This is a genomic window from Phenylobacterium sp. (assembly GCF_016793225.1).
In the GTDB taxonomy this organism is placed as follows: domain Bacteria; phylum Pseudomonadota; class Alphaproteobacteria; order Caulobacterales; family Caulobacteraceae; genus Phenylobacterium.
Genome location: NZ_JAEUMN010000094.1, coordinates 1 through 13,295, shown reverse-complemented (window position 1 = coordinate 13,295; position 13,295 = coordinate 1). Strand labels below are relative to the sequence as shown.

Genomic DNA, 13,295 nt, shown 5'->3' with positions numbered 1-13,295 from the left:
TCCCCGCCGGCGCGCTGCGCCGCCGGACCTCCCCCGAGGGGGGAGGATCTTGGGGGGGTGCTCCCCCTCTGGGGGAGCTCGCGGAGCGAGAGGGGGTCCTGGGGCGAAGGCCTTGCCGGCGACCCCCACACCGCCGGCGCGGTGCGCCGCCCGACCTACCCCGAGGGGGGAGGGTGTGTGGGGGATGCTCCCCCTCTGGGGGAGCTCGCGAAGCGAGAGGGGGCGCGGCTGGGACCTGCACGGGTCAGGCGCACAGCCGCCATCCCCCCCACGCCGTCATCCCGCGGCTTGTCCGCGGGATCCCTGCCGGCGGCTGCGGGGCGGTCGGGTGGCGCGGCGTGGGTCCTGCGAGGTCGGCTGGCTCACAGCCGGTGGACGCATGGGTCCCGCGGACGAGCCGCGGGATGACAGGGCGGGAGGGGTGGCGGGCGCCTAGTGGACGGCGACGATCTCGACTTCGGCGCCGTTGACCTGGACCACGTCGCCGACGGCGCGGGTGAGGAGGGCGCGGGCGAGGGGGGAGACGTAGGAGACGCTGCCGGCGGCCGGATCGGCCTCGTCCTCGCCCACGATGCGCCAGGCCTGGCGGCGGCCGTCCTCGCGCTCGATCTCGACGGTCCGGCCGAAGGCGACGACGCCGGGCGGGGCGTCGGGCTCGGTGAGCTGGGCGGAGGCGCGGCGGGCGGACCAGTAGCGCAGGTCGCGGGTGGCGCGGGCCATGGCCGTCCGATCGGCGGCGACGCCGCCCCCGGCCTGGGCCGCGGACCAGGCCGCGCGCGCCGCCGACAGCTCGGCCTCGATGGCGGCGAGCCCGGAGGCGGTGACGAGGTTCGGGTGCGGCGACACCGGCCGGTCGGGCAGGTCGGCCGCCTGGGCCTCGTAGTCCTCTTCGCGGGTGAAAGCGACGGCCATGGGCGAGCGATCCTAGACCGGATTGGCGCCTGAGAGAACCGGCGCAGGCGGGCGGAACGGCGCCGCCGCCACGTCGTTCCCTGCCCGAACCATGAAGGGAACACCACCCATGAAGTCGCTCCTCGCCCTCGCCATCCTGCCGACGCTCGCCCTGGCGGCCTGCGAACGCCCGACCGGGTCTTCGCCGCAAGGCTCGGACGTGGCGGCGGCCATGCCGGACACCACGGCCCCCAAATCGGGCGGGCCGCTGGCCGCCGCCCCGGACGCCGGCGCGACCGGCGCCGTGCCTCCGGCCGACGCCGCCACGCCGGCCGTCGCGCCCGAGCCGGCGACGGCGCCCGGGACGGCCGGCGACGGTCGGGTCGACCCGTCGAACTGACCGGCTGAGCCGCCGCGCAACCTGTGGTCTGCGCCCCTGGCGCCGTTCATCCCCTTGAAAGGCGTTGCATCTACCCTGAAGGGCATCGCGGCGCGGACCGCGGAACAGGGAAGCCGTAGTCGACATGGGGGCCGACGAAACGGCGGCGGAGGCGCTTGCCTTCATCGCCGAGCATACCAGCGATCTGATCGCGCGCTTCGGCGTGGACGGGCGGATTCGGTACGTGTCCCCGGCCGTCCGGCGCTACGGCTACGCGCCCGAGGCGCTGGTCGGCCAGCCGATCGCGGCGCTGACGCATCCCGAGGACCTGCAGGGCCTGATGGCGCACATCCTGCGGCTCGCCCAGGACGAGACCGATGGTCCCGCCCGGCGCGAGACGCGGTTCCGCACCGCCGACGGAACCTGGCTGTGGTTCGAGGGCAACCCCCGCCCGGTGCGGAACGGCGCCGGCGAGGTCGAGGTCGTCACCGTGCTGCGCGACATCACGGACCGCCGCGCGCTGGAGGATGCGGCGCGGGAACAGGCGGAGCTGTTCGAGGCGGCGTTCCGCAGCGCCGGCTCCGGGATCGCCATCGTGACGCCGACGGGCGTGATCCGCCGCGCGAACCGCGTCTTCTGCCGGATCGTCGGCTACGACGAGACCGAGGTGGTGGGCCTGGCGGCGGGCCGGCTGATTCACGCCGACGACATCCCCGGCGTCCGGGCCCGCGCCGAGGCGCTGCTCCGGGGGGAGATCGAAAGCTCGGCCTCCGAGGAGCGCTACCTCCGCAAGGACGGCTCGACCGTCTGGGTCCACACGACCGCGTCGGCCGTGCGCGACGCCCAGGGTCTGCCGCAGTACTTCGTGTGCCAGGTCCACGACCAGACCGCGCGCCGGGCCGCCGAGGACGCGCTGCGGGAGAGCGAGGCCAGGCTGCGGGAGCAGATGGACCTGGTCGAGAGCGCGTTCCGCTACGCGGTCGTCGGCAAGGCGCTCGTCGGGCCGGACGGCCGCTTCCTCCGCCTGAACGACGCGTTCTGCCGGATGGTCGGGTACTCCGAGGTCGAGCTTCTCGAGCTCGACTTCCAGACCATCACGCACCCGGACGACCTCACCGCCGACATCCACCTCGTGAAGCGGGTGATCGCGGGAGACATCGACAGCTACCGCATCGACAAGCGCTACATCTGCAAGAACGGCGAGTCCGTGTGGGCGCGGCTGGGCGTCTCGCTCGTGCGCGACGCCGAGGGCCGGCCGAAGTACTTCATCTCGCAGGTCGAGGACCTGACCGCCCAGAAGGCCGCCGAGGCGGCGCTGCGGGAAAGCGAGGCGCGCTACCGGCTGATCGCCGACAACATGAGCGACGTCGTCGTCCAGCTCGACGCCGAGGCCCGCATCACCTACGTCTCGCCGTCGGTCCGGGCCTACGGCTACGAACCCGGCGATCTGCTCGGCCTCCAGACCGATCACCTGGTCCATCCCGACGATCTCGACCCGACCCCGGCCGGCGGCGAACGCGCGGGAGAGCCGGCGGACGGGATCTACCAGGCCCGGTTCCGCGCCCGCAACGGCGAGTGGATCTGGATGGAGAGCAACGCCCACGCCCTGCGCAACGAGCACGGCGAGCTGGTGGGCGAGATCAACGTCCTGCGCAACGTCGGCGAGCGGCGCGCCCAGGCCGAGCTGTTCGAGACGGCCTTCCAGCAGGCGGCGACCGGCAAGTGCCTGGTGGAACTGGACAACCGAATCGCGAAGGTGAACAGCACCCTCTGCCGGATGCTGGGCTACACCGAGGCCGAGTTCATCACCCTGAACGGCGACGACCTGATCCATCCGGACGAGCGGGGCCGCGGCAACGGCGAGATCGCGCGCCTGCGCGCGGGCGAGATCGACAGCTATACCCGCGAGCGCCGCTTCCTGAAGGCGGACGGGACCTACCTCTGGTGCGAGATCACCATGTCGATGGTCCGCAATCCGGACGGTTCGCCGAAGCACTACGTCACCGAGCTGCGCGACCTGACCGAGCAGCGCGCCGCCCAGGCGGCGCTGCGCGCCTCCGAGGCCCGCTACCGGATGATCAGCGAGAACACCTCGGACCTGATCGTCATGTCCGACCTGAGCGGCAAGGCGATCTACGTCAGCCCCAACGTGCGCATGTCCGGCAGGCTGCCGCGCGACATCGAGGGGCGCTCGTTCGCCGAGAGCATGCACCCCGACGACGCGGGCGTGGTCTTCGAGGCCTTCCGCAAGCTGGCGCTTGAGGGCGGCGCCACCCGCGTGCGCTGGCGCGCCCGCAGGGGCGACGGCTGGCAGTGGATGGAGTCCAACCCCAGCCTCATGCGCGATCCGGAAACGGGCGAGCCCACCGGATTCCTCGACGTCATCCGCGACATCGACCGCCAGGTGGCGCAGGAGGCCGAGATCGAGCGCGCCAAGGCGGCGGCCGAGGCGGCGGCGGCGGCGAAGTCGCAGTTCCTGGCGAACATGAGCCACGAGATCCGCACGCCGCTGACGGCGGTGCTGGGCTTCACGAACCTGCTGACCGAGCTCGACCTGCCCGGGCCGGCGGCGGGCTATGCGAACCGCATCGCCGGCGCCGGCAACGCCCTGCTGGCCATCGTCAACGACATCCTGGACTTCTCGAAGCTGGAGGCCGGCAAGTTCGAGATCCGCCCGAAGGCCATCGAGGTGGCGGCGGTCTGCGAGGAGACGCTGCAGCTGTTCTCGACCCAGGCCGACGGCAAGGGGCTGTCCCTGCGCTTCGAGGCCGACCCCGAGGCCGCGCGCGTGGCCATGCTGGACGGCGACCGGCTGCGCCAGATGCTGATCAACCTGATCGGGAACGCCATCAAGTTCACCGAGGCCGGCGAGGTCGCCCTGGTCCTCGCGGCCGGCGGGGAGCCGGATTGGCTGCGCATCGAGGTCGCCGACACGGGCCCCGGCCTGGACGCCGAGTCCCAGGGGGTCCTGTTCCAGCGCTTCACCCAGATCGACGGCTCGATGACCCGCCGGCATGGGGGCACCGGCCTGGGCCTGGCCATCAGCCGCGGCATCGCCGACGCCATGGGCGGCCGTATCGGCGTGGTCAGCGAGCTCGGATCAGGCGCGACCTTCTTCGTGGAGCTGCCGGCGCCCGCCGCGGAGCTTCCGTCGCAGCTGGCCCACGAGGACGGCCGGCCCGTCCAGATCGAGGGGATCCGGGTGTTCGTGGTCGACGACAACGCGGCCAACCGGGAGCTCTCGCGGCGGATCCTGGAGGCCGCCGGAGCCGAGGTCGACGAGGCCGCGGACGGCGCCGAGGCTCTCGAGCGGCTGGGCCTGCTGCCCGTCGACGTGGTGCTGATGGACCTGCGGATGCCCGGCCTGGACGGCCGCGAGGCCCTGCGGCGGCTTCGCCGGGCCTCCGGACCCAACCAGCATGTGCCGGTCCTGGCGTTCACGGCCGACGCCGACCTGGAGGGCGAGGGCGACCTCGCGGGCTTCGACGGGCTGGTGCGCAAGCCCATCCAGCCCCTGGACATGTACACGGCCATCTTGAGCGCCACGACCTGGGCGCCGGAGGAGGAAGACGCCGATGTCGCTGGCTGAAGGGCGCCGCCGCCGGGTGCTCGTGGTGGACGACGACGCCTATCTGACCGAGCTGCTGGTGACGCGCCTGGAGCTGGCCGGCTTCGAGACGCGCTCGGCCCGCAACGGGTCCGCGGCGCTGAGCCGGCTGCAGGACTTCAAGCCCGAGGCGATGGTGCTCGACATCAACATGCCGGTGCTGGACGGCTTCGGCGTGCTCTCGCAGATGAAGGCCCAGGGGCTGTCGGACAAGGTCCCGACGATGGTGCTGACCGCGCGCAACGCCGCCGAGGACGTGGCGAAGGCCATCCGGCTGGGCGCCAAGGACTATCTCGCCAAGCCGTTCCGCGACGAGGCGCTGATCGCCAGGGTCGGCCGGCTGCTCCAGCGACCGCGGGGCTAGCCGGATCCCGGCCTTCGCCGGATCAGCGGGTAAGGCGTACGGACGCCATGGCCTCGTCCATCCGGACGGGACGCGCCCTCAAGCGGCCCGCCGCGGCTCCATTTCGTCGGCGGCGCCGAGGCTCATCTCGAAGTCCTGCAGGGTGTCCATCAGCTGGATCACATTGGCGGCGAGCGGCCGGCCGCGCGGGAACTGGTAGCGCCAGTAGGTGGCGATGTGGCTGACGAGGCCGCAGCCGTCGCCCAGCTGCAGGAACATCTCGGGCGAGCGCAGCAGGAAGTCGCGGAACGCCAGGGCGTTGCCCTGCACCGTCAGCTGCTGGAACACCTCGTCATAGACCCCCAGGTAGTTCATCACCACCTTGACCTGCCGCTCCATCTTCTGGCGCAGGCGCTGCTTGAGTTCCTCGATCTCGCGCCGGGTCTCGGTGTCCATGGGGCCGATGACCTTCACCTTGGACAGCTCGGCGAACACCTCGCGCAGGTTGGCCCACAGCGTGTTCAGGACCCACTTGTAGTAGAGGAAGCCCTTCCAGGCGAAGATCCCCTCCTTGTAGTTCTCCTTCTCGAGGCGAAGGGTGAGGCGCAGGGGCTCGAGGCGGTCGTCGGTCCGGGCCGAGAGCAGGGCTTCGACCAGCCGGTTGATGTTGTTCTCCTGACCGTCGGTGTCGCGGTAGGCGAGCTCGATCAGCTTGGCGATCTCGGAGCCCACGAAGCGCTGCATCCGGGCCAGGTCGGGCGCTGAAATCTCGAAGTGCGTCGGGCTGATGTCGAAGCCGCGCCGCTTCATGTGCTCGCGCACCAGGAACGGGTCGAGCGAGGGCAGTTCGTCGATCGCCTCGAGCACGGCGATGTCGCGGGGGAAGTCCGGGAAGTCGCCGCGCAGTTCCTCCAGCACGTCGAGCCAGCCGCGCTCCTGGACGAACACCGAGCGTCCGCCCAACCCCAGGTCCGAGCGCTCGAAGGGGATGATCAGCTTGGTCGCGGTGTAGCGGGCGCGGTCGAACACCTCGCGCTCGGCCTCGCGGAGCCGGTGTCGCACGAGCACGGCGCCGTTCAGCGTCTGCGCGGCGAAGAAGGGGTTCTTCTCGTGGTCGGGGTTGCCGGCATGGCGCACCGACAGCGCGGCCAGGTTCAGGACACGGCTGGTCGAGGCGGTCTTCTCGAGACCGCGCAGACTGCGGAACGTGCGATCGGACGACTTTCCCAAACGCTGGCTCTCCCCCGATCACGCCTGGCCGTAGGGGAGGGCCGGGCGCGATCGCGACATCCTGAGACTGGAACGCAAGTGTTACTGAGAGTCCGACAAAGCGGAGCCTGGCCCCAGTCTGGCGCAGTAAGGTTGATATTCGCCTACCCAAAACGGGGGTTTGCGACCAAACGCGCCGGAGGGCCCGCGCACCGCGAGTCGCCTCTTGCGCGAATGGCGGTTGGCGAACAGGTTGCGGCGGAATCGAGTTCTGGGGGTTCGGGGATGATGCGGGCGAGCGCCGGCGCGGCGGCGGTGGTCTTGGGTCTGGGCGCACTGGCGTGGGCGGCGGGCGCACAGGAGCAGCCCGCGTTTCCCGCGTCCCTGGAGCGGGCGACGCTGCTCGCGTGGATGCAGCGCGAGACCGACATCATGCCCGAGCGCGTCGTGGCGGTGACGCCCCAGTCGGTCACCTCGGTCGTGTCGACCTTCCCGGCCGGCGGCGGGCAGGGCCCCAGGGTGGTGATCCGGGCCGAGGCGCTGTCGGCCGAAACGTTCGCGCGCACGGGATCCCTGTCGTGGCACGTGTCGCTGAGCGCCGACTGCCAGGCGCGGCGGGTGCGCCTGGGCGAGACGACCGGCTACGCGCAGCGCAACCTCCTGGGCGAGCGGCGGCTTCTGCGCGAGGCCGACGCCGACTGGCGCATCCCCGAGGCGGGCACGGCGCTGGAGTATGCCCTGCGCGCGGCCTGCGACCCGAACTTCCAGGGGCCGTTCCAGACGAAGACCGTCAAGGTCGCCGCGGCCGAGGGCGCGCCGTCCACGACCGCCGCCCCGCCGTCGCCGTCGCCCGCGCCTGCGCCTGCGCCGAGGGCCGTGCCGGCGGCCGTGCCGGTCGCCAGGTTCGCCCCCGCCGCCGGCGGCATCGTGGCGCAGGTGGGCGCGGCGCCCTCGGTGGCCGACGCCCAGAACCTGCTGACGACGCTGGGGCGGCGCGTGGAGGGACGCACCACCTGGGTCGAGACCGCGCAGGTCGGCGGCAAGACCTGGCGCCGGGCGCTCGTCGGCGGGTTCGCGTCCGCGGCCGACGCGCAGGCGTTCTGCGCCGAGCTGAAGTCGGCCGGGCGGGCCTGCTTCGTCCGCGCCGGCAAGCCGGGCTGAGGACGCGCCGGGCCCGGTCGCGAAAACGCCACAGCGGCGCCGCTTAAACCCCTGGTCAAGGCCATTGGGTGCGTAGTGGAGCGATGCTCGCAGGACTGAGGCACGCATTGATGAGCCCGGTGACGGGACCGATCGCCACCGGCGTGGCGCTCGCGCTCGCGCTCGCCTACGGCGTCTCGGCCTCGATGTGGCGCTCGGAGCGCGCCGGCTACGAGGCGCGGATCGTCGAGCTGGCCCAGGCGTCCAACGCGACGCACGCGCGGCTCCGGACGGACCTGGCGGCCTGCCATGCCGCGAGGGCGGCGCCGCCGGCCGTGGTGGCCGAGGTCGGACCCGACGCCCAGACGCCCGCGGGCGCGCGGCGGCTGCTCCAGCAGGGTCCCGAAGGCATCGACGCCTGCGCCCGGATGGAGAGCGCCGACCGGGCGGTGCTCTCGAACCTCAAGGAATGAGCGGCCGCGTGCGCCTGCTTCTGCTCGTGGTCGCCGCGTCGGCGGCTCTCGCCGCCTGCCAGACCGTGCGCAAGGTGGACCTGCCGCCGCCTGCGCCGCCGCCCGCGCCCGTGGCCGCGCCGCCGCGGAAGCCGCCGCCCCCGGTGGCTCCGCCGCCCGCGCCGCAGCCCCGGGCCTGCGTCCCCTCGAACCTGCCGCCCGCGCCGCGCTATCCCGACAGCGACGCGGCGCTGCGCAACGCGCCGGGGGCCGCCGAGCGCTACCAGCTCCTCGCGGCGGGCCGGATCCTGCGCCAGCAGCGGCTGCGGCAACTGGAGGCGGTGGTCGAGGCCTGTCGGTAGCCCCGAAACGAAGACGCCCCGGCGGTGAGGCCGGGGCGTCGTGACCGCAAAGGCGCCGGGCCTCAGCGGAAGCGGTACTGCACCTCGATCCCGTAGGTCCGCGGCAGGATGTAGGACACGGTCTGGTTCACCCGGTTGAACAGCGGGTGGTTCACGTTGTTGTTCACCTGGTTGTTGGTGATGCGCGTGCCGCTGACGCCGGCCGAACCGCGCTGGTCGAAGGCGTTCTTCAGATAGGCGATGACCGTGAAGCGGTCGTCCCGATCGTTGAACAGCATCCGGAAGTCGGTCGTGCCGTAGGACTTGGCCTTGTTGTAGTAGGTGTTGAACACCGAATAGTACGTGGCCGCGCGCCACACGTAGTTGCCCGACAGGGTCAGGTTCCCCTGCTCGAGCTCCCAGGTGTAGTTGGCGTTGAGCGCGATCCGGTGCGGCGTCGAGGACGGCAGGCGGTAGCCGCTGATGTCCTGGTTGACGTTCGCCAGCAGCGAGCAGGCCGGCGGCGTGCGGCCGGGGATGCAGGCGTTGGCCGCCTGCGCCGTGGCCGGGGCGATCTGGGCGCCCGGCTGCAGGGCCAGCGGGTCGTCCGGGTCCGGCGAGAACACGCCCTTTTTGATCTTGGCGTTCAGGTACGAGTAGTTGGCCAGGATCTGCAGGCGATCGATGGGCTGCCAGATCGTCTCGATCTCGAGGCCGTAGTTCTCGGCCTTGGGCACGTTGATGAACCGGGTCTGGTTCGCGCCCAGGGTCTCGTTGAAGAACGACAGCGGGATCTGGATGTCCTGGTAGTCGTAGAAGAAGGCCGAGACGTTGGCCTGCAGGCGGCCGCCGAAGGTCTTCTTCAGGCCCACCTCGTAGGCGTCGATCGTCTCCTTGTCGGTGGTGACGAAGGTCTGCAGCGTCGTCGTTCCCGAGTCGAAGCCGCCGGCCTTGTAGCCGCGCGAGTACTTGGCATAGGCCAGCGTGTCGGCGTCCGGCTTCCAGTCGACGCCGAAGGTGCCGGTCAGCGCGCTCCAGTTCTCGTTGAGGGTCCGGTGGCGCAGTCCGGTGGTGGGATCGGTGTAGATCCCGGCCACGCCGCCCACGACCGACGGGTCGGTCACCTGCACGCCGCCGATGGTGCTGAAGCCCGGCGAGGCGACCGCGGTCACGTCGACAGGACGTCCATTGACCCGCGAGACCGGGCAGGTCGCCGTGTAGAGGCAGAAGAGCCGGGCGCCTTCGAACGAGGTCTTCTCGTCGTAGGTGTAGCGGAGGCCCGCCGTGACCTTGATCTCCTCGGTCGCCTGCCAGTCGACCTGACCGAAGGCGGCGTAGGACTCGTTCTTGTTCTCGGACTCGCCCACCGCATAGCGGCGCAGCGGGTTGGGGGCGGCCGCGACGGTGGAGGTGGGCGCCGTCGCGCTGAACAGGATCGGCGTCTCGAAGCGCGCGTCGTCCGGGAAGCGGGCGTCCGAGAGGCGGTAGTTCGAGCCTTCGCGGTACTGGTAGACGCCGAAGAGCCACTGCAGCGGCCCGTCATGGGTCGAGGCGATGTTGATCTCGTTCGAGAACCACCAGACCTCTTCCTGGTACTGGTTGTGCTGCCGCGGGAAGTAGATCGGGCTGACCGTCGCCGGCTGCCCCGGCAGGCCGAACAGCGGGTTGGCCAACGGGCCGAGCAGGAACGGGGCCTGCCGCGACGTGCCGTCCAGGTCGGTCTGGAGGCGGTAGTCGTAGTAGGTCAGACCCGTGATGTACTTGATGTCGAAGTTCTGAGCATGGAACGTGACGTTCAACGTCGTCGTGTTGCTCTCGAGATTGATAAAGTTCCCGTCATCGGTGTTGTAGCAGAACTGGCAGGTGTTGCCGGGCAGCGCCGAGGTCGTGCCGAAGGCGGCCGAGTTCGGAGTCAGCGGCGCCTGCAGCGGGTTGTCGATCACCCGGAAGCCGTAAGCGGCCGTGGTGCGGCCGCCGGGGCCGCGGCCCAGCGTGTGCCACTCGGTCGTCGAGTGCTTCAGCCACCAGTCGAGCTTGCCGTCGGCGAGGCTGCCGTCGAGCTGGCCCTCGACGGTCCAGACGGTGCCGCGGTTGCCTTCGTCGGGGACGGCCGGGTTCAGGTTCTCGAAGACGCCCTTGCCGATGTTGCCCCAGGATCCGGCCAGGCGGCCGCGGATGCCGGCGAACAGCGGGCCCGACACGGCCGCTTCGAGCGCCTTGCTGTCATAGTTCCCGTACGAGCCGCGCGCCTCGGCGTAGAAGTCGTCGGTCGGGCGCTTGGAGATGATGTTCAGCGCGCCGCCGATGGCGTTCTTGCCGTAGAGGGTCCCCTGCGGTCCCCGCAGGACCTCGGTGCGCTCCAGGAACAGCGTCGACTGGGCGAAGGCCGTGACCGACGACGTGTAGAAGCCGTCGTTGTACATCGCCAGGCCGCCCTCGGTGGAGCGGTTGTTGGAGAAGCGGCCGATGCCGCGGAGCGAGGCGCGGTCGTTGTTGGTGGAGTAGGCGAGACCGGGGGTGAAGTTGGTCAGGTCCTGAACCGAGTTGATGCCGACGATCTCGCGGCGTTCATCGGTGAAGGCCGACACGGCCACCGGCACGTCCTGCAGCGACTGTTCCCGCTTTTCGGCGGTGACGACCAGTTCCTCGATCTCGTTGGTCGACGACGCCTGCGCGTGCGCCACGCCCGAGAAGGCTGTCGCCGCAAACACGCACGACAGCAGCATACTCTTTCGAGACAACATGTTTCCCCCAAGCCCATTTTCGACAGCGCCTTGATGGCGCTTGGTTTCGAATGTCCGGCATGGCGGGGCATGCGTCAACAAGCCTTTACGCCTACGGAAGGCGAAAACGTTCGGGCCGTCGATCTGACGTGGCGGTCAGGCGCGCCGGCCGGCGAAGTCACGGCGCAGCGCAGAGAAGAGGCGGCGGGCGCGGTCGAATTGAGCGGCCGGTCGGGGGGCCCGGACGCGGGCTCAGGCCACGCGGTCGACGTCCGGGGCCACGCCGGCGGCGCGCCAGTAGCCGGTCAGGCCGATGCGGTCGGCGAGGTCGGCGAAGCGGGGATCCCGGCGCATGCCGCGGGAGACGGGGACGAACATCATGTGGGTCTTCCGGCGGCGCTGGCCCTCGACCGAGAACTGCCCCGGCCGCCAGCGGACGCTGGCGATCAGGGGACTCTCCTCGAGGTAGTGGGCGCGGGCGCTCCGCGTTTCGGAACGCGCCCTAGGCGCCTGCGCGTCTCCGGGCCAAGGTGCGGTCCGGGGAGGGCGCATGGCGAGCTACCGCAGACGGCTGGAGCAGGACCTGGACGGCTGGATCGGCCGCGGCCTCGTGCCGGCCGAGAGCCGCAACGCGATCCTGGACAGCGTGGGCGAAGGCCGCCGCCTGGATGCGGCCACGGCGCTGGGCATCGTCGGCGGGCTCCTGGCCGGGGTGGCGGCGATCGCCTTCGTGGCCGCGAACTGGTCCGACATCCCGCGCATCGTCCGCTTCGGCCTGATCCTGCTGCTGTTCCTCGGCGTGGCGGGCGCGGGCGCCTGGGCCAGCGCGCGCGGGCGGCCGGTCGCCAGCCAGGTGCTGCTGGCGGTGGCGGCGATGGTGTTCGCCGCGGCCATCGGGCTGACGGGGCAGATCTTCGACATCGCAGGCGACCCGCAGGCGGCGCTCCGGTTCGCCGCCGTGGCGGCGGCGCTGCTGGCGCTGGCGGGCGGGTCGGCCTGGACGGGCGTGCTGGCGCTGGTGTTCCTGGGCCTGGGCGAGTTCGTGGGCGCCGGCCTGTTTTCCGGTCGTGAGGCGCCGTGGCCGTGGTGGCTGGGACTGGGGTCCGCGGCGGGGGCCGGTCTCGCGATCCGCTGGCGCTCGCAGGCCCTGGCGCACGCGGCCGGCGTGGCCACGGTCGTGACGGCCGGCCTGCTCTACGGGAAGATCAGCGAGTACGAGGCCGGCCCCGTCGTGGCGCTGGCGCTGGGCGCCGTGGCCCTGGCGGCGGGCGCGCGGCGCGCGCGGGAGCCGTTCGCGCCGGCCGCCGGCGTGCTCTACGGCTGGTGGTCGGCGGCCGCGCTGTCGGCCGTGGCGGCGATGTTCGTCGACCTCAGCGGGGCCGTGGGCCTGGAGGCCTCGGACCGGGGCGTCGTGGTCAGCCTGCTGATGCTGCTGGTCTCGGGCGCGGTGGTGGCGCTGGGCCGGGTGGACCGGCATGGCGGCGTGACGGCGGTGGGCGTCCTGGGCCTGATCGGCGCCGGAGCGACCTTGCTGACCAGCCTGGGCGTCAGCCTTCTCACCTCGGCGGCGGTGTTCGGGCTGGCGGCGCTGGTGGCGCTGGCGGCGGCCTTCGTGCTCAAGCGGAGGGCCGCGGCATGAGGGCCGGCGCGCCCGTGCGCATCCTCGCCGCGGCCGGCGTGCTGGCGCTCGCGCTCGTGGGCCTGGTGGCCCGGGAGACCATCGCCCGCGAGCAGGGGACCGAGGTGCGTCTGGCCCTCGCCGGCTACGACCCGCGCTCTCTGCTGCAGGGGCACTATGTGCGGTTCAACCTCACGCATCGCTTCCCGCCGGGCTCGAAATGCCCACCGGGCTCGGCGCCCGAGGCCGGGCCGGCGGAGGACTGGGTGGCGCTGAGGCGGGAGGGCGATCACCACGCGCCGGCCGGCGCAGCGAAGACGCGGGCCGAGGCGCTGAAGCTGGGCGAGGTCGCGGTGCGCGGGCGGATCGACTGCTTCGCCGACAGCGTCACAGAGGTGAGCCGCATCCTGCGTCCGGGCGAAGCGCCCGTTCCCGATGGGCCGGCAGCCCCGCCGGAGCCCCTGATGGTCGGACTCGATCTCGGCGTCGACCGCATCCACCTCGAGCAGGAGGAGGCCGAGGCGATCGAGGCGGAGCTGCTGCGGGCGCGCCCCGAGGGCGGCCCGCCCGGCTACGCGGTCCTGTCGATCGG

The 13,295-nt window shown here is 71.9% G+C and carries 12 protein-coding genes; 8 read left to right on the top strand and 4 right to left on the bottom strand.

The genetic code is table 11. From position 1 onward, the window contains the following. Positions 1–432 precede the first annotated feature (432 nt). The gene (greA, locus tag JNK30_RS11335; protein ID WP_293482348.1) at positions 433–912 is read right to left on the bottom strand and encodes a transcription elongation factor GreA; all 480 of its coding nucleotides are present in this window, start codon (positions 910–912) and stop codon (positions 433–435) included. A gap of 109 nt (positions 913–1,021) precedes the next feature. Between greA and JNK30_RS11330 the strand changes: the two genes are divergently transcribed. The 3 genes from JNK30_RS11330 (at position 1,022) to JNK30_RS11320 (ending at position 5,241) form a co-directional block, all read left to right on the top strand. Next, the gene (locus tag JNK30_RS11330) at positions 1,022–1,291 is read left to right on the top strand and encodes a hypothetical protein (protein WP_293482347.1); all 270 of its coding nucleotides are present in this window, start codon (positions 1,022–1,024) and stop codon (positions 1,289–1,291) included. A gap of 124 nt (positions 1,292–1,415) precedes the next feature. Next, positions 1,416–4,859 carry a PAS domain S-box protein gene (locus JNK30_RS11325; protein WP_293482346.1) on the top strand — a complete coding sequence of 1,148 codons (3,444 nt, stop codon included), beginning with the start codon at positions 1,416–1,418 and terminating at the stop codon, positions 4,857–4,859. Next, a complete protein-coding gene (locus JNK30_RS11320) occupies positions 4,846–5,241 on the top strand; it encodes a response regulator transcription factor (RefSeq protein WP_293482345.1) in 396 nt (131 codons plus the stop codon). The genes JNK30_RS11325 and JNK30_RS11320 overlap by 14 nt, the downstream gene beginning before the upstream one ends. Positions 5,242–5,319: 78 nt before the next feature. On the opposite strand, the gene JNK30_RS11315 is transcribed toward JNK30_RS11320, so the two are convergent. Continuing rightward, on the bottom strand, positions 5,320–6,450 hold the full coding sequence (locus tag JNK30_RS11315; protein WP_293482344.1) for a hypothetical protein: 1,131 nt from the start codon (positions 6,448–6,450) through the stop codon (positions 5,320–5,322). 264 nt (positions 6,451–6,714) lie between these two features. Between JNK30_RS11315 and JNK30_RS11310 the strand changes: the two genes are divergently transcribed. The 3 genes from JNK30_RS11310 (at position 6,715) to JNK30_RS11300 (ending at position 8,383) form a co-directional block, all read left to right on the top strand. Continuing rightward, positions 6,715–7,590: an SPOR domain-containing protein gene (locus JNK30_RS11310; protein ID WP_293482343.1), complete on the top strand. Its 876-nt coding sequence runs from the start codon at positions 6,715–6,717 to the stop codon at positions 7,588–7,590. 110 nt (positions 7,591–7,700) lie between these two features. Next, positions 7,701–8,042: a hypothetical protein gene (locus tag JNK30_RS11305; protein ID WP_293482342.1), complete on the top strand. Its 342-nt coding sequence runs from the start codon at positions 7,701–7,703 to the stop codon at positions 8,040–8,042. Next, entirely contained in the window at positions 8,039–8,383 is a 345-nt protein-coding gene (locus JNK30_RS11300) for a hypothetical protein (RefSeq protein WP_293482341.1), read from the top strand. Before JNK30_RS11305 ends, JNK30_RS11300 begins: the two co-directional genes overlap by 4 nt. A gap of 62 nt (positions 8,384–8,445) precedes the next feature. Here JNK30_RS11300 and JNK30_RS11295 read toward each other — a convergent pair whose 3' ends face one another. Together JNK30_RS11295 and JNK30_RS11290 are read right to left on the bottom strand one after the other, a co-directional pair. Then, positions 8,446–11,088 carry a TonB-dependent receptor gene (locus JNK30_RS11295; protein ID WP_293482340.1) on the bottom strand — a complete coding sequence of 881 codons (2,643 nt, stop codon included), beginning with the start codon at positions 11,086–11,088 and terminating at the stop codon, positions 8,446–8,448. 249 nt (positions 11,089–11,337) lie between these two features. Then, positions 11,338–11,466 carry a hypothetical protein gene (locus JNK30_RS11290; protein WP_293482339.1) on the bottom strand — a complete coding sequence of 43 codons (129 nt, stop codon included), beginning with the start codon at positions 11,464–11,466 and terminating at the stop codon, positions 11,338–11,340. 169 nt (positions 11,467–11,635) lie between these two features. Between JNK30_RS11290 and JNK30_RS11285 the strand changes: the two genes are divergently transcribed. Together JNK30_RS11285 and JNK30_RS11280 are read left to right on the top strand one after the other, a co-directional pair. Next, positions 11,636–12,724 carry a DUF2157 domain-containing protein gene (locus JNK30_RS11285; protein WP_293482338.1) on the top strand — a complete coding sequence of 363 codons (1,089 nt, stop codon included), beginning with the start codon at positions 11,636–11,638 and terminating at the stop codon, positions 12,722–12,724. Then, positions 12,721–13,295: GDYXXLXY domain-containing protein (locus JNK30_RS11280; RefSeq protein WP_293482337.1), on the top strand; the 575-nt coding region annotated here is incomplete at its 3' end. The genes JNK30_RS11285 and JNK30_RS11280, both read left to right, overlap by 4 nt.

Excerpts from the sequence above, each read along its gene's own strand:
- greA (WP_293482348.1), bottom strand. The coding sequence starts at position 912 with ATGGCCGTCGCTTTCACCCGCGAAGAGGACTACGAGGCCCAGGCGGCC.
- JNK30_RS11330 (WP_293482347.1), top strand. The coding sequence starts at position 1,022 with ATGAAGTCGCTCCTCGCCCTCGCCATCCTGCCGACGCTCGCCCTGGCG.
- JNK30_RS11325 (WP_293482346.1), top strand. The coding sequence starts at position 1,416 with ATGGGGGCCGACGAAACGGCGGCGGAGGCGCTTGCCTTCATCGCCGAG.
- JNK30_RS11320 (WP_293482345.1), top strand. The coding sequence starts at position 4,846 with ATGTCGCTGGCTGAAGGGCGCCGCCGCCGGGTGCTCGTGGTGGACGAC.
- JNK30_RS11310 (WP_293482343.1), top strand. The coding sequence starts at position 6,715 with ATGATGCGGGCGAGCGCCGGCGCGGCGGCGGTGGTCTTGGGTCTGGGC.
- JNK30_RS11305 (WP_293482342.1), top strand. The coding sequence starts at position 7,701 with ATGAGCCCGGTGACGGGACCGATCGCCACCGGCGTGGCGCTCGCGCTC.
- JNK30_RS11300 (WP_293482341.1), top strand. The coding sequence starts at position 8,039 with ATGAGCGGCCGCGTGCGCCTGCTTCTGCTCGTGGTCGCCGCGTCGGCG.
- JNK30_RS11295 (WP_293482340.1), bottom strand. The coding sequence starts at position 11,088 with ATGCTGCTGTCGTGCGTGTTTGCGGCGACAGCCTTCTCGGGCGTGGCG.
- JNK30_RS11290 (WP_293482339.1), bottom strand. The coding sequence starts at position 11,466 with ATGATGTTCGTCCCCGTCTCCCGCGGCATGCGCCGGGATCCCCGCTTC.
- JNK30_RS11285 (WP_293482338.1), top strand. The coding sequence starts at position 11,636 with ATGGCGAGCTACCGCAGACGGCTGGAGCAGGACCTGGACGGCTGGATC.